The organism is Streptomyces sp. NRRL F-2580 (assembly GCF_000720115.1).
GTDB lineage: Bacteria > Actinomycetota > Actinomycetes > Streptomycetales > Streptomycetaceae > Streptomyces.
In genome coordinates, this window is the sequence record NZ_JOIR01000046.1 from 1 (window position 1) to 16,043 (window position 16,043).

General features: G+C 72.1%; 14 protein-coding genes and 1 tRNA gene. 10 read left to right on the plus strand and 5 right to left on the minus strand.

Annotated features, from left to right (window positions below; genetic code table 11):
• Positions 1-181: 181 nt before the first annotated feature.
• A complete protein-coding gene (locus IF88_RS0134290; protein ID WP_030721690.1) occupies positions 182-598 on the plus strand; it encodes a hypothetical protein in 417 nt (138 codons plus the stop codon).
• Positions 599-835: 237 nt separating this feature from the next.
• Here IF88_RS0134290 and IF88_RS46925 read toward each other — a convergent pair whose 3' ends face one another.
• Positions 836-1,018 carry a hypothetical protein gene (locus tag IF88_RS46925; RefSeq protein WP_158754751.1) on the minus strand — a complete coding sequence of 61 codons (183 nt, stop codon included), beginning with the start codon at positions 1,016-1,018 and terminating at the stop codon, positions 836-838.
• Between the two features lie 455 nt (positions 1,019-1,473).
• Between IF88_RS46925 and IF88_RS0134300 the strand changes: the two genes are divergently transcribed.
• From IF88_RS0134300 to IF88_RS41300, 4 genes are all read left to right on the plus strand, one after another.
• Positions 1,474-2,250, plus strand: a complete 777-nt coding sequence (locus tag IF88_RS0134300) for a peptidoglycan recognition family protein (RefSeq protein ID WP_051838035.1) — start codon at positions 1,474-1,476, stop codon at positions 2,248-2,250.
• Between the two features lie 544 nt (positions 2,251-2,794).
• Complete coding sequence (locus tag IF88_RS0134305) at positions 2,795-4,105, plus strand: lipase family protein (RefSeq protein ID WP_051838036.1); 1,311 nt, start codon at positions 2,795-2,797, stop codon at positions 4,103-4,105.
• 76 nt (positions 4,106-4,181) lie between these two features.
• Positions 4,182-5,732, plus strand: a complete 1,551-nt coding sequence (locus IF88_RS0134310) for a hypothetical protein (RefSeq protein ID WP_030721693.1) — start codon at positions 4,182-4,184, stop codon at positions 5,730-5,732.
• Positions 5,733-5,919: 187 nt separating this feature from the next.
• Positions 5,920-6,702, plus strand: a complete 783-nt coding sequence (locus IF88_RS41300; RefSeq protein WP_051838037.1) for a lysophospholipid acyltransferase family protein — start codon at positions 5,920-5,922, stop codon at positions 6,700-6,702.
• A 57-nt stretch (positions 6,703-6,759) separates the two neighbouring features.
• Here the strand turns inward: IF88_RS41300 and IF88_RS0134320 are convergent, their stop codons facing one another.
• Positions 6,760-7,566, minus strand: a complete 807-nt coding sequence (locus IF88_RS0134320; protein WP_030721695.1) for a YqjF family protein — start codon at positions 7,564-7,566, stop codon at positions 6,760-6,762.
• 112 nt (positions 7,567-7,678) lie between these two features.
• The gene (locus IF88_RS0134325) at positions 7,679-8,863 is read right to left on the minus strand and encodes a serine hydrolase domain-containing protein (protein WP_078893318.1); all 1,185 of its coding nucleotides are present in this window, start codon (positions 8,861-8,863) and stop codon (positions 7,679-7,681) included.
• A 344-nt stretch (positions 8,864-9,207) separates the two neighbouring features.
• Here IF88_RS0134325 and IF88_RS0134330 point away from each other — a divergent pair, with 344 nt between their 5' ends.
• From IF88_RS0134330 to IF88_RS0134345, 4 genes are all read left to right on the plus strand, one after another.
• Positions 9,208-10,827 carry an alpha/beta hydrolase gene (locus tag IF88_RS0134330; RefSeq protein WP_199808179.1) on the plus strand — a complete coding sequence of 540 codons (1,620 nt, stop codon included), beginning with the start codon at positions 9,208-9,210 and terminating at the stop codon, positions 10,825-10,827.
• Between the two features lie 76 nt (positions 10,828-10,903).
• Positions 10,904-10,978 (plus strand) — tRNA-Trp (locus IF88_RS0134335).
• 93 nt (positions 10,979-11,071) lie between these two features.
• The gene (locus IF88_RS0134340) at positions 11,072-11,494 is read left to right on the plus strand and encodes a VOC family protein (RefSeq protein ID WP_030721702.1); all 423 of its coding nucleotides are present in this window, start codon (positions 11,072-11,074) and stop codon (positions 11,492-11,494) included.
• 313 nt (positions 11,495-11,807) lie between these two features.
• Entirely contained in the window at positions 11,808-12,803 is a 996-nt protein-coding gene (locus IF88_RS0134345; protein ID WP_030721705.1) for an MsnO8 family LLM class oxidoreductase, read from the plus strand.
• Here IF88_RS0134345 and IF88_RS41305 read toward each other — a convergent pair.
• Positions 12,800-13,324, minus strand: coding sequence for a hypothetical protein (locus IF88_RS41305; protein WP_051838038.1), 525 nt, complete (start codon positions 13,322-13,324; stop codon positions 12,800-12,802). The genes IF88_RS0134345 and IF88_RS41305 overlap by 4 nt on opposite strands.
• Positions 13,325-13,772: 448 nt before the next feature.
• Here IF88_RS41305 and IF88_RS0134355 point away from each other — a divergent pair, with 448 nt between their 5' ends.
• Positions 13,773-15,209 (plus strand): MFS transporter, encoded by a 1,437-nt coding sequence (locus tag IF88_RS0134355; protein ID WP_051838043.1) that lies wholly within the window; start codon positions 13,773-13,775, stop codon positions 15,207-15,209.
• Positions 15,210-15,292: 83 nt separating this feature from the next.
• Here the strand turns inward: IF88_RS0134355 and IF88_RS0134360 are convergent, their stop codons facing one another.
• Positions 15,293-16,018: a DUF4328 domain-containing protein gene (locus IF88_RS0134360; protein WP_051838048.1), complete on the minus strand. Its 726-nt coding sequence runs from the start codon at positions 16,016-16,018 to the stop codon at positions 15,293-15,295.
• Positions 16,019-16,043: the final 25 nt, after the last annotated feature.

Sequence of the window (16,043 nt, forward strand, 5' to 3'; positions counted from 1 at the left end):
CCCTCCCCACCTAACCGGCACACCCACCCACCCGCCCACCCGCCAAGCCGGAGAAGTATCGGTTTGCGGGTTTTCCAATCCCTTCGGGGGGCTGCGCCGAATCCTTCACGAGGCCCCCCGCACACGCAGGGGCCGACCACCGGCTCATTCGTGAGGCAGAAGGCAGAAGGAGGTGAGACCCATGACCGCTTCCGTTACTGTGCGGGCCCGCAGCCTTCTCGCGGGCGCGGCCGTGGCCGGCCTGCTCTCGGGCGGAGCCACACTCGCAGCCACCGGCACGGCCATCGCCGCATCCACACCGGCATCGGTGGCCACCGCGGTGAACAGCGGAGACCATGACCGGCAGGAGCACCGGGACGGCAAGGACCACCGGTCCGACCGCTGCGCGTGGATCAAGGGACACTGGAGCAAGACGTGGGTCAAGGGCCACTACGAGAAGAAGTGGCCCCACGGCACCTGGCACCCCGGCCACTGGGACCACCGGGGCCACTGGCACCCCGGCTGGTACAGCCACGGCTGGTCCCACGACCACTGGGTACCCGGCCACCACAACACCCACTGGGTACCCGGCCACTGGAATTGCCACAACAAGTGGTAACCCACCGTAAGACCGCGAGGGGCACCGGACATCCCGGAGCCCCTCGCGCCCATACCCGACCGATACGGCGGCAACCGCCCACCCGGACACGGAGCCCGACGGTAACCAACCCGTGAGTAGACCCTTCCCCCACCCACCGGACGGGGCTGGCACCGGCCGGGGCCGGCCGGGGTCACTCCGCCCGCGGCCGGGGGTGGCTACGCGACCCCTGCGGCCCAGATCCCCAACAGGCAGCCTTCAAAGTGCCTTGGGCGGCATGTCGGTCATCGCTTTCTCGTACCAGGCCCAGAAGGCGATCAGGCTTCCGTGGTCCGCTTCAAGCTGCGGCACGATCTTCGAGTCGTGGCCCGGCAGGAACTTTCCACCACCAGGAGAGCCAACGCACCTGCAGCCGCAGACTCGACTCTCTTTCATCGTCATGGCCGGCATCCAGCCGTGAGCCCGGCCAGTCCCGCCACGGGCCGCACCCTGATGCGGGTGCGGACAGGAGCTGTCGATCGTGGGAGCCGTCCGGCGCTGGGAGCGCGAATCTCGGTGCGGCCGCGCTGGCCCGCCCGCCACGGCTGCGCACGGCCCCGTTCCGGGCAGCCCCCGAGGTCCCCCCATTCCGGTACGTACGCCGCCGCGCGAAGGGCCCCCGCGTGCGCCCACCGGCGTACGGCTCAGTCTGGCTCTGGCAGCAGCACTTCGTGGCTTGCGACCATCCCACTCGGCCGGGGCACGTCGGGGACTGCCGGGACTGGCCGGAGCCCGTCGGGACGGCCGGTGCATGTCGGGGCCGGCCGGGGTCAGTCCGTCGGCGGCCCGGTGTGTCTACGCGACCCGTGCGGCCCGGGTCCCTTCAATGGGCAGCCCCCTACGGAAACGGGCACCGTATGACCCCCTCCGCACTGCACACCCGCCGCTCGATCCTCACGGGCGCCCTCACCCTGGCCACCGCGACGGCACTACCCCTCGCCACCGCCGGGCGCGCGCACGCCGCCGCCGGCCCCGACATCATCAGCTGCGCCGCATGGGGCGCCCGGGCCCCCTCCGAGCCCGTCGTCGTCCTCGCCAACCGCCCCGAGCGGATCATCGTCCACCACACCGCCACGGCGAACGTCACGGACTACTCCAGACAACGCGCCGTCGCCCTGGCCCGCGCGATCCAGACCTACCACATGGACGCACAGGGCTGGATCGACACCGGCCAGCACTTCACCATCAGCCGCGGCGCCTTCGTCCTGGAAGGCCGCCACAACAGCCTCACCGAACTACGCGCCGGCGCCCGCCAAGTCCGCGCCGCACATTGCATCGGCCAGAACAACGTCTCCATCGGCATCGAAAACGAAGGCACCTACAGCACCCAGACCCCACCAGCAGCCCAGTACGCAATGCTGACCGCCCTGTGCGCCCATATCTGCGGCCAATACGACCTGCCCCCCACCGAGATCTACGGCCACCGCGACTTCAACGCCACCTCCTGCCCCGGCGACCACCTCTACGCCCTCCTCCCGACGCTGCGCAAGGACGTCGCCATCCGCCTCGGCACCCCCCTGCCGGACCCGGAGCCACAAACTGACCCCGACCCCCTACGGGACCTGATCCACCACACCCCCGACCAACCCGAAACGGACTACACCGAATACCTCCCGACCAACCTCCTCCCCTGACCCAACACCTGTCCACCACCACCCACATCGCCCACGGCCGCCGCCCGGGGCCGCCGCGCGTCAACACGGTGGTCCGCGGCTCATCCTCCTGACCGGCGGCATCCTCGTGGTGGGGCACGGGGCGCCGGGCCCGCCCGCCACCGCGCAGATTGCGGGGCGGGCGGGCCCCCCGACGGCCGCCCACCAGCCGGATCCCACCCGCGCGCAGCCCGACACGTGTGCGCAGTGGATCACTTTCGATGCCACCATGCGTGACGCACCAAGGGGGGCGGCGCGGCGAACACCGCACAGGACGAGAGGGAGGACCGTGACGCCTCAGACCGTGGCGGATCACGAGGTCGATGAAGCGGCTCAGCCCATTCCCGGGCAGAGCAGAACGGCCACCGACCGGCCCGGAACCGTCGACGGAACCGCAGCCGTTGCCGGAACCGGGGCCGGGACTGCGACTGCGACTGCGACTGCGACTGGGACTGGGACTGGGGCTGGGGCGGCCGGTGATCACGGGTCGCAAGGACCCGACGCGCAGCTCCTGGTCGCGGCGTCCGTGCTGCTGGCCGACGCGGCCCTCACCGCGAAGCGGGCGGGTGCGGAACTGACCGGGGCACTCAGCAGCTGGCGGCTCCCCCTGGCCGCCCTGCGCCGTCCCGGGTGGGCGCTCGGCACGGCGGTGTCGTGCGCCCGGGCGCTGGCCAGTCCGTCGGGGCTCGGGTTCGGCCCGAACGGCGGGCTCGTCGGGGAGCTGGCCCGGATGGCGGGCAGTGTGACCTACCGTCGCCCGGCCGCGGTGTCCATGGCCGTCGACGCGTTCGCACTGCGGATCGAGGCGGCGGTGACCGAGCACCCGAACCTCGACTCGGCACCGGCCAGACGCCTCACCGACGCCATGGTGGAGGGAAACCGGTGGGAAGCACTGCGGGCCCTGCACGCACTGGTCGAACGGCTCGGTGTGACCCGCGCCCTGACGACCGTGAGCCCCGTCATCATGGAACTGCTGGCCCTCCTCGGGCTGCTCGACGAGAACCCGGTCAACGACAGCTTCTCCTGGGTCACGCTCGCCGGCGGAGTGCCGACCACGGATCCCTTCCTCGGACTGCCCAGTTCACTGCTCGCCCTCCTCAACCCCGGCCCCGGGCGGGCCGAGCGGACCGAACCGGACCCGATCCTCGCCCAGGTCCTGGCAACGTCCCGCAACGACATCGTCAGCTACATCAACGACATCGGCGCGCTCGGCAACCACGGGCTGGTACTGCTACGGCGCGTCGAGTGCGCCGACGGCCACGTCCGGTACGTGCTGCTGCTGCCCGGCACGAGCTTCGTGCTGCCGAGCAACAGCACCCCACAGGACCTGATCGGCGCGTTCGACGGCTGCCTGCGCTCCGACACGACGTACACACGCGCGGCACGGAAATTGCTGCGGCGGGCGGGCGTACCGGCCGGGGCGGAGGTGATGTTCGTCGGACACAGCCTGGGCGGACTCACAGCGATGAACCTGGCGATGGACGTGGAACTGGCCTCCGCCTACCGGATCACCCACGTGGTCACACTCGGCTCCCCCATCGACAACAAACGCCCGGCCGACCACACCACCCAGGTGATCAGCCTCGTCAACAAACACGACGTGATCCCCATGCTCGACGGACGCGGGCCCGCCTCTCCCAACGACATCCCCGCCTCCTGGACCGAACTCACCTGGCTGGACGAGTCCTACGACTACCCACTGTCACACGCGCCGCAGGCGTACTCCGACACCCTCCGCGGAGAGATGACACACCACCGGGACCGCGTGAACGAACTGATCAGGGCCTACGACGGCGAAATCGTCGGGAACCAGCCCTACATGCTCCGTGACAAGTAACAACGGACAAGTGGCGAGTGAAAAGTGGCGAGCAACGAGTGACCCGCGAGCCTGTGACCTTGAGGGAGAGCGACCGATGACCCATGCCGACGGCCAGGCCACGGCGGCACGGCCCGAGACGGCCTGGCCCCTGGAGAACATGCTGTTCAGCGCCGCGCTGATGGCCCGGCGGATCCCATGGGCGGACCTGCCCGCACGCACCCTCGGCCTGGACGCACTGACCCATGACGGACTGACAAGCCGGCTGATGGCCCACCTGAGGAGCAGCCGAAACGGACACCCGGTACGGCTGCGCACCCCCTTCGGACCCTTCCTCGTACCCCTGACCCGGACCGATGCCGAGACCCTGCTCACCCACGGCGCCAACGCCGGGGCACTGGGAACCCCTTGTGCACTGGCCGCCGACGGCCGCCGGCACGGGCTCTCAGCCCACCCGGCCGCCGGCACAGCAGCCGCAGGCGCATGGGAGGCGGTGGCACCCGGCGGCCCGGACGGACTGAGCGAGCTGAGCGGCCCGGACGGACTGAGCGAGCTGAGCGGGCTGGGCGGGCTGTGCGACCAGGTCGCCGAGCACCTCGCCGCGGTGACCGGGGCCCGGCGGGAGGACGGCACTCTGGACCGGAGCCTCTGGGAGGCCGGCACTCAACGGCTGAGCCGGCACGTCGTACTGGGCGTCGGCGCCGTCGAGGACACCCTGCTGAGCGCGATGGTCTCGGCGGCGGCGGGCGCCGTCGGCGGGCGTGCCTACGAGGCACGCGCGGCGGCCCTGCGACGGCGGATGGCGCCGTACCTGGCCGACCCCGAGCCCGGCTGCCTGGCCGGTCGGCTGACGGCCGCCGGCCCGGCCGGGTGGGAGCCGCACCCGGCCCTCGCGCACGCACTGGCCCTGGTGTCGGCAGCCACCGGCGCAACGGCGCTGAGAGCCCTGACCCTCCTCACCGCGGATACGGACATGGCCGCTTCCGGAGCGCGCACGGGTGCCACGGAACCGGCACCGCCCGCCACGGAGGCAATCGGCCAGGCCATGGACCGGGCCGTGGAGCAACACCCCGTGCAGTCCGCCGTGGTGTATCCGGTGCACGCACCGTTCACCGCGCACGGCCAGACGATCCAAGCCGGGGAAGAAATCCTCTACGACCCGGCACTGTTCGGACCGCGCTGCCAGGGCCGGCGTACGGATCCGGCGTGGGCGCTGTGCGGAAACCCCTCCGGCTGCCCGACGGCGGACTTCGCCGTGCACGTCAGCCGCGAGGTCATCCGCCAAGCCACCGCCAGACCCGCGGCAATCGGCGCGATCGTCGGGACCGGCGGGACCGGCGGGCAGGTCGCCGGCGGGGTGCGGCCGGTGTTTCCCGGCGCACGGTCCGCGGTGGACCCCCTGCCGGAAGGCGCCGACTCCCGGTTCGCGGCCATGACCGCGCCGCTCGCCGCGTACGGGACGCGGGGGCGGGCCGACGCGGACCGGCTGGACCGGCATGCCGAGAGCCTCAGCGCCTGCGCGGCCGAGACCGGCTGGAACGCCGGCGAGACCGGCGAACGGTTCCGCATGGTCCTCCTCGCACACGCCGAGCGGTGCGCAAGGGCAGCCGACGACGTACGACGCGCCGCCAGGTGGCTGGCGGACTGATCCCCGCCGACACTCAAGCCGCCCGTCCGCGGAACCGCTCCCGCCCCTGGGCCCTCGAACGGAGGACTTCGCACGGTTGCATCCCGTCCGGCCGTGATCAACAGCGCCCACAGCCGTTGAACCGGCGCAAACACCGTCTCGCCCGCCGCGAGTCGGCCGATATGTGATGCGAGAGCGAGGCCCGGACGTGCGGGACAGCGTAGTCGAGATGATCAAGGCCACCGGAGCAGAACTCAGCTCCGCCAAACGGCTACTCGGGGAAGCCGGCGAGGTGGCATGGGACCGCCTCCTCGACTGGCTCGTCGACGACTACTTCCGGGTGGTCGCACTCGGCCTGGAAAACATCCCGGCACAAGGCCCGGCCGTGATCGCCGTCAACCACTCCGGTGCCTGGGGCCTCGACGCATTCGTCCTGGACAAGGTCCTGGGCAGAGCACTGGACCGTCGCGTACGCTTCCTCGCCGCCCCGTTCGTCTTCCGCACCCCCATCCTCGGACGCCACGCACGCCGCCACGGCGCACTGCCGATCGGCCCGACCGCCGGCGTCGAGCACCTCAACGCCGGGCAACTCGTCGGCGTGTACCCGGAAGGCATCGCAGGCCTGGAGAAGCCGTTCACCGAACGCTACCGGCTACGGCCCTTCAGCCCCGGCTTCGCCGTCGCCGCCATCCGCGCGAGCGCCCCCGTCATCCCCGTCGGGATCGTCGGCGCGGAGGAGGCGTGCCCCAAGCTCGGCGAGGTGCCGACCCTGGCCCGGCTGCTGGGCGTGCCGTACTTCCCGGTCACCACGCCCTTCCCGCTGCCGTCCAACTGGACGATCACCATCGGAGAGCCGATCCCGGCGCCGGCCCGCCCCGAAGGCCTGGCCGCCCGCCGGGACGCCGCCCGCACGCTCAGTGAGACCACCCGTGGCGCGGTTCAGGAGCTGGTCGACCGCGAACTCGCCGATCGGGAACACCTGTTCGATTGAGCGCGCGCCGCGGGCACGGCGCGCCCGTCGGCCCTTTTGGCCTTTCGGCTGGTGGGGTCAGGTGGTGGGGCTGGTGCCGGCACGGGGGCCGGGTGGGCGGGTGAAGCGTACGGGGACTCCCGGGGAGTAGAGCACGCTCACGGGCGGGCCGGCCGGCGCGGGCAGGCCCGCGGCGACCACCAAGTCCTCGTCGCAGGCGAGGAGTTCGGCGCGGTGCAGGCGCCAGCGCGGGTGGGTGTTCGGCAGGTACAGCAGCCGGCCGAAGAAGTCGCTGTGCATGCCCCAGCGAGCGGTCAGGAAGTGTTCGAGGGGGGTCGGCTCCGCGATCGGTTCGCCGGTTCGCACCGTGATCGTGCTGTGCGCGCCCCGCGGTCCGGGCCGGCGCCGGGTGCTCGTGTAGGTGAGCGTGGCGCCCGCGTGACGGACCGTCATCCGCGACCATCGGTAGGGGAGGCGGAACACGGACCGTGCGACGGCGACGGGGATCAGGCGGGAGGCGTCGAGGGAACGGAAGACCACGCCGCGGCGGCCGTGGGCGTCCACCGAGTAGAGGCGGACGTTGGTCTCCGGGAAGGAGCCCAGATAGGGGATGCCGGGCAGGCCGAGCCATCCGATCCGGTGCATCCGGAACGCGGCGAGGCCGACGTAGGTCAGTCCGTCCAGCGTGTCCGGTTCGGTCCCGGCGGGCAGCAGCGGGGCGATGTCGGAGGGATCGGCGGCCCAGTGCAGGAAGGTCAGGTCGAGCCAGGACTGGGTGAGAAGAGGCCGGCCCGCACGGTGGGGCGGATCGGCCGTCACGGGTTCGGGAGGTACGGGTCCTGGGGGTACGGGTTCGGGGGGCACGGCGGGCGGCGTGTGCGGCATTGCGCCAGTATCCCCGAGGGCGCTGCGGGCGCAGGGGTGAGGGCATGGATGGGTGGGTGAGCAGATGGATGGGCGGGTGAGCGGGTGCATGGGGAGGCGGACGCGGTGCGGCTCAGCTCGTGGGGCGCGGGGTGGAACAGAATTCGGCTTCCATGATGTCCCTCAGGTTGGCCGCGTTCCAGTCGCCGTTACGGTTGAGGGCGAGCTGGTGACGGCCGTCCTCGGTGGTGACGGCCAGGGATGTGGAGCCCACCATGCCTCCGCCGTGGCCCCACAGGGTGGTGCCGCAGCCGGTGCGAAATCGTGTGAGGCCGAGTCCGTAGGCCAGATCGGGCTGCTCGGGCATCGAGACGGTGGTCTTCATGGCCTGGAGCTGCTTCGGCGGGAGGAGTTCACCGCGCAGCAGGGCGTTGTAGAAGCGGTTCAGGTCGCCGGTGGTGGAGATGATGTCGCCGTCGGCCCAGCCCTGCGACCCGTTCATCTCGGTGACGTCGTCGATCCGTTCGGGTGCCGACGCGAACAGTTTGGAGTAACTCCGGCTGCTGGGGCGGGGGATGTGGATGCTGTCGCCGGGGTTGGATGTGGCCTTCAGGCCCAGGGGTTTGATGATGCGGTCGCGGACCTCGGTCTCGTAGGTCCGCCCGCCCGCCCTTTCGATGATCAAGGCGGCCAGGATGTAGTTGGTGTTGGAGTACGAGAAGCCGGCGCCGGGATCGAACAGCGGCGCATGGGAGAGGGCCACCCGCACGTGCTTCCTCGGCGGCAGGGTGTCGTAGCGGTGCTGGAGGTAGCCGCGGCCCCGCATGTAGGTGTCGAGGTACTCCTCGTCGGCCAGGTAGTCGAAGAGGCCGGAGGTGTGGCCCAGGAGGTGCCGTACGGTGATCTTGTCGCCGTCGTTGCCGTTGCCCCGGACCAGGCCGGGGAGATGATGCTCCACGGTGTCCTCGAGACGGAGCGTGCCCTCGGCTTCCATCTGGAGCAGGACCGTCGCCACGAACGTCTTGGTGATGCTGCCGACCCGGAAGCGGTCGCCCGTGCCGCGGGGCGTGCCGGTGGTCAGGTCGCCGACACCCGAGGTCGCCTTCCAGACGCCGTCCGCGTCGCGTGCCTGGGCGGTGATGCCGGGGATGCCTGCCTCCACGTCCGCATCCATGGCCCGCCGGGTCGCCTCGTGTCCCGGCGGGGTGGGGGCGGGTCCGGATGATGCCTGGGCGGGGGCGGCGAAGGCGGTGGCCGCCAGCACGGCCACCGCGAAAGCCGTCACGCCGAGCCGTCCGGTCTTCCGTAACCTCGTCATGCCCTACTCCTCCTCGTTTCCTGGGGGTCCGGTTGCTCCGTTTGCTCCCCTTGCACGACAAGACCGCGAACGGCCGGCGGATGGTTGAGCGGACGTGGGGAACGGCCGCTTCACCGGCGTGTACGCCGGGGGCGTACGGGGGCGCGCCTCGGGGCGTCTTCGGCGGCGTTCGGGGGCCTCGGGAGCGTTTCGGGGCGTGTTTTTTTGGGGGGGTACCACCATGGTGGGAGCGGGCCGCCACCCCTGGGGGTAGGCGGGAATCACCTCCTGGTGGGACGACAGGGCGAACGACCGGCGGCTACGTTGTCGCCCGTCGCGCAACGCCCATGACGGAGGTTCGCCGCATGCAGACCCGTTCGGCTGATGGCTCCCGCAAGCAAGTGGTGTGGGGGATATCCCTTGTCCTGATCACGGTCGCCGCACTCCTGGGGGTCTCGCCCGGGGCCGCCACGGCGACGGTCCCCACCGCCGCGACCGCGCCCCCGCCCGTGCCCGTTCTGTCCTGGGGTCCGTGTGCCGGCCTGGCGGACGGTTTCGAGTGCGCGACCGCCCAGGTCCCGCTGGACTACCGCCGCCCCACCGGTCCCACGATCCCCCTCGCGCTCACCCGGCGGGTCGCGGCCGAAACGGCCCACCGCTCCGGTGTCCTGGTACTTCACCCGGGCGGACCGGGCAACTCCGGTGTGGATTTCGCCCGCAACAGCTACGCCGCGCTTCCCGCGTCCCTGCGCGACGCCTTCGACGTCGTCGGGTACGACATGCGCGGCGTGGCGCGCAGCGGTCAGGTGGAGTGCTGGGACGACAGGGAGTACTCGGCCGCCGTCGACGCCGCGCGCGGCGTACCCGGACCGGGGGCCCTGCAGAGCGCGATCCGGCAGGGCGCCGACTTCGCCGAGGCGTGCCGCCAACGCTCCGGTGACCTCGTGCCGTTCATCGGCACCGCCTCCAACGCCAAGGACCTCGACCTGCTGCGCCAGGCCCTCGGCGAGGAGACGCTCTCCTTCTACGGCCGGTCCTTCGGCAGCTACGTCGGCACCGTCTACGCCGCACAGTTCCCCCGGCGGGTGCGTGCCATGGTCCTGGACGGGGCCTACGATCCGCGGCGTTACGCGGACGTGCCGTACGCCTACGACGCCGCGCAGTTCGTCGCTCTGGACGCGGCGGTGGGCCGGTTCCTGGACTGGTGCGCGCAGAACGCCGCCGCCTGCGGGTTCGGCGAGGGGCGGCCGCGGGAGGCCTTCGAGCAGCTGAAACGGGCGCTGGACGCGGACCCGGTCATCAGCGCGAGCGGGCGTCCGGCCACCGGGTACACGCTCGCGTACCGGCTGATGTTCAACATCAACGCGGGCAAGGAGATCTGGCCCGAGCTGGGGCAGGCCCTGCGGGCGGCGCAGGCGCGCCAGGGTTCGTTCCTGCTGAACCCGCCCTCCCCCGCCTCGTTCGACTTCCTCAACGTGAACATGGCCGTCGAGTGCGCCGACCGCGTATACCCGGCCAACCGGCTGCTCCTGGGCGCGTTGGTCCGTGCCCATGTGGCGTCGGCGCCACTGTTGGGTCCGCCCATCGGGCTCGGGCCGCCCACCTACGACCACAACCACGCGCCGACCTGCGCCCAGTGGCCCGCGGAGCGCCCGAGCCGCTACGAGGGCTCCTACCGGGCGCAGGGTTCCGCCCCGATCCTGGTCCTCGGCACGACAGGGGACCCCGACACCCCGTACCAGGACGCGGTCGCCCTGGCCGGGACACTGGCCAACGGACGGCTGCTGACGTTCGACGCCGAGGGACACACCGCCTACAACCGCAGCGCGTGCGTCAGCGCCCTGGTCACGGACTACCTCGCCACCCTGGCCCTGCCCGTACGGGGCACCGTCTGCGCGGACGAGACACCTGCGGGGGCGCTCGGCCGCCGCACTGCGGACATCGAGGTCGACGAAACCCGCGATGTGATCCCCACACTGCGCTGAGCACCATGCGCCGTAAGTCCCCGCCCCGGCCGGGTGCGCCGGGGCGGGGCGTGTGGGCTTAGGATGCCGGGCGGACGGAGCCGTAGCGCAGAGGTCGACGCGCGCGGTCTCCAAAACCGCGAGGACGCCGGTTCGAATCCGGCCGGCTCCGTCCAGCCGACCGCCGCGTCAAGGCAGACCAGGACGTATTCGCGGGCGCGCGTCGGCCGACTGTCCGTGGCTGGTGAACGGGCACACTGGGGCGATGAACGTGAGCGGCGATCTTCTGGCCGGGGCGCGCGTGGCGGCCCGGCTTCCCGCCCGGGATCTGGAACGGGCCCGGCGCTTCTACGCGGAGCGGCTTGGTCTGGAGCCTGTCGACGAGCGGCCCGGCGGCCTTCTGTACCGGTGCGGGAGCGCGGAGTTCGTTCTCTTCCGGTCCACGGGAGCCTCGCCCGGCACGTTCACGCAGATGGCGTTCGAGGTCGAGGACCTCACGACCGTGGTCGCGGAGCTCAAGCGGCGGGGCGTGGCGTTCGAGGACGTCGACGTGCCCGGGTTCAAGACGAGGGACTCGATCGCGGAGATCGAGGGGAACTATCCGAGCAAGGGCGCCCGGGGCGAGCGCGGCGCCTGGTTCCGTGACAGCGAGGGCAACCTGTTGGGCATCGGCGAACCTGTCGCCTGAGCTGTGCACCATCAAGCGAGCGCGCGGAGCCGCCCGACATCGGAGAGCGGCCCCGGCACCCGACGGTCCGTTCGGATCGGGCCGGATCGAGCCGGATCGGCGGGCAGCTTCCGACCTGGGCGGGTGTCTGTCGTCGTGCACGGACCACGGCCGCTGCCCCGGCCGCAGCCGCCTCGGCGGACCGAACCGGGCTCACCGCCATCGAGCTGACGCAAGACATCCACCCTCGCGGAACTCCTCGACCGCTGATCACGGGTGGCGGGAAAGAGATCCTCGCCGCCCTCACGAGGCGCAAGATCCCTATGCTGACGGCATGCTCGACATACCTCTTTCAGCGCTGGAAGTCGCCATGGTCCAGACGGGCACCCGGGCCGTGGAGACCCTGCGGGACACCGCGGCCTTCGCGCAGGGCGTGGAACGGCTCGGCTACCACCGGCTCTGGTACGCGGAGCACCACCACTCCCCCGCGATCGGCGCGTTCCCGCCCGTCGTCCTGACCGCGCACGCCGCCGCGTCGACCGCGCGCATCCGCCTCGGATCGGGCGGGGTGCTCGCCCCCAACCACGCGCCCATCACGGTGGCCGAGCAGTACGGAACGCTGGCCGCCCTGCACCCCGACCGCATCGACGTGGGCATCGGCCGCGGTCCCGGCACCTTCGACGAGGCCACCGCGCGGGCGCTGCGCCGCGGAGCCGGGCCGGCCACTGACGCGGAGTACCAGCAGGACGTCGCCGCGATCCTGTCGTTCCTCGTCGACGAGGTCGCGCTCGGTCCGTTGCCGGAGCCATGGCTGCTGGCCTCCAGCCCCCAAGGGGCCGCTCTCGCCGCCGCCCTCGGCCTGCCCGTCGCGATCGCCCACCACATCCGGCCGGACAACACCCAGGCCGCCTTGGAGAGTTACCGGGCGAAGTTCGCCCCCTCCCGTTGGTGCGAGCAGCCCCGGGTGCTGCTGTGTGTGGAGACGGTGTGCGCCGAGACGGACGAGGAAGCCGCGTGGCGCGCACGCCCGATGGAGGTCGTCAAGGCCGGTCTTCTCAAGGGACTGAGCCAGACGCCCTTCCCCACCCCCGCACAGGCGGCCACCCACCCCTTCACCGCCGAGGAACGACAGGCACTGGCGGGATTCCGTGCGCAGCAGGCCGTCGGGGCGCCCGGCGCCGTCGTGGCCCGGCTCGCGCAACTGGCCGCCGAGACCGGAGCGGACGAGCTGATGCTGACCACACCCGTCCATGACCTCCGTGACCGCCTCGACTCCTACGAACTCATCAGGAACCACTCCGGCACCCCGGCCACGACGACCGTGCCCTAGGAAGGCGCGGGTGTGGCGGTCAGCAGGGTGGGGCGGTCGGCGGGACCGGGGACGAACACCATTGCCGCCTGCGGGTCCTGGGGAGTGAGGCCGTCGCCGACCGCGTCCGCTTCGATCCGCACTCCTTGCTCCGCTGCCCGTGTCGCCGCACCGGTGAACGGCAGCACATCGGTGATCTCGTACGCGGCCGCGAAGGGGGTGGGGCGCAGTTCGTCGGAGGTGAGGAGCGTGCCGCCTCCCTCAAGGGGCCCCGCGGCGAGGTCCTGCGCGAGCTCGGGGAGCAGGCGTGCGTGAACGACGGCGAGGTCCGGCACGTACAGGTAGCGGCCGGCCGCTCTGACGGCCGGATGCGGCAAGCCGCGTCCGGTCAGCGACACGTCGGCCGGCAGCAGGGTGGCCTGGCGTACCGGGTCGGGCCGGGGTGTCCACACCTCGTCCACGCCGAACCACAGGACCGCTTCCTGGACGTACCCGTCGTAGGAGATCCACTCGGCCTCATGGGCCCCGCCCAGGCCGGGCACAGCCTCATCCGGAAGGCCCGGGGCGAGTCTGATCCAGCCGGCCCCTGTCGTGCAGCCGCTCCAACGCTTAGGACAGCGGCGGGTCATACGACTCGGGGCCGTGCTCGGGGTCGTCGGGCCGGTGGCTGGGTCCCGGCGGCCACATCAGGTCGATGAAGACGGCCTCGCCCTGGCTCCCAGGCGGTCCGCGGGACGGGTGCGGCCCGGTTGCCGCCCTGCCGTCCCGGTGAGCGGCCCCGCCCAGCAGGGGCCACACCCGGTCGGCAGGGGCTCGGTGGCCACGGCAAAGGCCTCGGTGCGGCCCCGGCTCCCCCCTGTCGCTGCTGCCGCGGTGTGGTGGTGCTGGTGGCCGGACTGCGGGCCGTGGCGGGGCGCTCCACAATGGGACGAGGGCACGCGTGCGGCCGTGGGCCGTGTGCCGACGGCATCGGCTGAGAGGAACGCCCTCATGCGCGCTGCGTCTTCGACGGCCGCGCGGAGGACGGGGGCCTTCGTTGCGGTCGCCGTCGCGCTGTTCTGCATCCAGCTCGACTTCTTCGCACTCAACCTCGCCCTTCCCGGTATCGCGGAGGAGCTCGACGTCACGGTATCGGCCGCGCAGTGGACCCTTTCCGCGTACATGCTCGCCATCGGCTGCTTCTTCATCATCGGCGGCCGGGTGGGGGACGTCTTCGGGCGGCGCGGCACCCTGCTGGCCGGGACCGCCCTGTTCACGGCCGGTTCGGTGGGTTGCGCGCTGGCTCCCGGCCTGGGCTGGCTGGTCGCGGCCCGGATCGCGCAGGGGGTGGGTGCGGCGTTCGTCTTCCCGGTGTCGGTGTCCGTGATCACCAACACCTTTCCCGAGGAGTCCCGCGGCCGGGCGCTGGGGGCCGTGTTCGGCGTCGCCAACATCGGGACCGCGCTCGGGCCCTTCGTGGGCGGCGGGTTCACCGAGGGGCCCGGCTGGCGGTGGATCTTCTGGCTGATGGTGCCGCTGAGCCTGCTCTCGCTGCTCACCGCGCTCGTGTACGTGCCCGACTCGCGCGACGCGTCGGCCCCGCGCGAGCTGGATCTCGCGGGCTGCGCGCTGGTCGTGTGCGGGCTGGCCGCGCTCACCCTGGCCGTGGAACGCGGGGACGCCTGGGGGTGGGCGAGTGCTCGTACCCTCGGCTTCTTCGCGGTGGCGGTGGTAGCCGGCGCGCTGTTCGTGGTGCGGGAGCGGCTGGCCCGGCACCCGCTGATCGATCTGCGGCTGTTCCGCAACGTCCCCTACGTCCTGGTGACCGGGATGGGTTCGCTCTCGAACATGGGCTACGGCGTCACCGTCTTCCTCGCCACCCTCTACCTGCAGGACGTACGCGGCCTCTCGCCGCTCCTGGCGGGCACGGTGTTCCTGGCCCCGGCCCTGCTGGTGGCCTTCAGCGGGCCGCTCGGGGCGCGGCTGGCCCGCCACATGCGGCCGACCGCGGTGATGGCACTCGCCGGGGCGGTGGCGGGCACGGGGATGTACGCGTTGGCTCAGGTCAGCGCCTGGTGGCTGTACGTGCCGGTATTCGCGTGGTGCGGGCTGGGGCTGGGGCTGGGCTGGACCTTCTCCAGCGTGGCCACGCAGCAGGTGGTCGCCCTGGAGCGGGCGGGCGAGGCCTCCGGGGTGCTGCTGACGTTCCTGGTCACGCTCGGAGCGATCGCCCTGGCCGGGGCGGCCGCGGCGATCTCGGCGATGACCCCGCAGCGGCCGCCCGAGGAGGCCTACGACGCGATCCTGGAGCTGGGCGGTGTGGTCATCGCCGTGACGGCGGTGGCCGTCATGGCCGTACGCCACCGGCTGGTGGTGCTCGGCAGGATCGCACCGCTGTCGATGCGGGCCCACGGTGACGCCGGGCAGGAACCGGGCCGCCAACCCTGACCCCGCCCCGGCACGCGCGGCCCGCCGCAGCGGCGGTTCGCCAGCGGCGGCGGCGGGGCGGGGCCTCGGACGGGCGCGGTGGGTCAGGGGGTGTGGCGCCGGTACATCGCCGTCAGACGCACGGTGAAGTGGATCGCGGCGGCCGCCGCGGCGAGGTCCAGGACGTCACCCACCATCAGCTGGACCACGGCGTCCCGCAGGTCCGGGATCCACTCGGCGCGGTCGTACGCCCACACGGTGTACTGGTTGAACGCTCCCGAGGTGACGAACAGCCCCCACCACAGGCCCACCGGCCAGAACGCCGCCTTGGCCGCCTTCGCCGCCTTGGCCGGCTGCCCGGGGGCCGGAGCCTGATCCGGAGCGGCAGCCGCAGCCGTTACGCAGACGCCCCACATGTCCAGAGCGATCCGGAAGGGCCGCCAGAGGTTGATCAGCGGGAGGAACCAGGCCCCGATCGCCCAGCCGGTCCCCGTACGCAGCCGGTCCGGCGCGAGCGCGACCGCGCTCCGGTACATCTGGTGGAACCAGGCGATGAACACGATGCCGCAGACGAACGTGGCCTGGCCCTGGAAGGTCCAGGCGCGCTGGTAGCGGGCATCGGCGGCGGCCCAGTCGTCCATGGAGACGTAGGCGAAGCCGCCTTCCCAGTCGAGCAGGGAGTGGGCCTGTGTCCCGGCGTACAGGGAGAACAGGTCGGTCAGGATGACCGCGGTCAGTGCCACCACCACCGCGGCCGGCAGGAACCACGGGGGCTGCGGTGTGCGGGCCGGCAGCAGCGGGCGTGGCTTCAAGTTGCTGGTTGCGGACATGACGAGGGACCCCCCACGGGTACGG

Coding starts and splice junctions, on each gene's coding strand:
- IF88_RS0134325 (WP_078893318.1), bottom strand. CDS start 8,863: ATGACGAGGTTACGGAAGACCGGACGGCTCGGCGTGACGGCTTTCGCG.
- IF88_RS0134345 (WP_030721705.1), top strand. CDS start 11,808: ATGCTCGACATACCTCTTTCAGCGCTGGAAGTCGCCATGGTCCAGACG.
- IF88_RS0134320 (WP_030721695.1), bottom strand. CDS start 7,566: ATGCCGCACACGCCGCCCGCCGTGCCCCCCGAACCCGTACCCCCAGGA.
- IF88_RS0134360 (WP_051838048.1), bottom strand. CDS start 16,018: ATGTCCGCAACCAGCAACTTGAAGCCACGCCCGCTGCTGCCGGCCCGC.
- IF88_RS0134330 (WP_199808179.1), top strand. CDS start 9,208: ATGCAGACCCGTTCGGCTGATGGCTCCCGCAAGCAAGTGGTGTGGGGG.
- IF88_RS46925 (WP_158754751.1), bottom strand. CDS start 1,018: ATGACGATGAAAGAGAGTCGAGTCTGCGGCTGCAGGTGCGTTGGCTCT.
- IF88_RS0134355 (WP_051838043.1), top strand. CDS start 13,773: ATGCGCGCTGCGTCTTCGACGGCCGCGCGGAGGACGGGGGCCTTCGTT.
- IF88_RS0134340 (WP_030721702.1), top strand. CDS start 11,072: ATGAACGTGAGCGGCGATCTTCTGGCCGGGGCGCGCGTGGCGGCCCGG.
- IF88_RS0134290 (WP_030721690.1), top strand. CDS start 182: ATGACCGCTTCCGTTACTGTGCGGGCCCGCAGCCTTCTCGCGGGCGCG.
- IF88_RS0134310 (WP_030721693.1), top strand. CDS start 4,182: ATGACCCATGCCGACGGCCAGGCCACGGCGGCACGGCCCGAGACGGCC.
- IF88_RS0134300 (WP_051838035.1), top strand. CDS start 1,474: ATGACCCCCTCCGCACTGCACACCCGCCGCTCGATCCTCACGGGCGCC.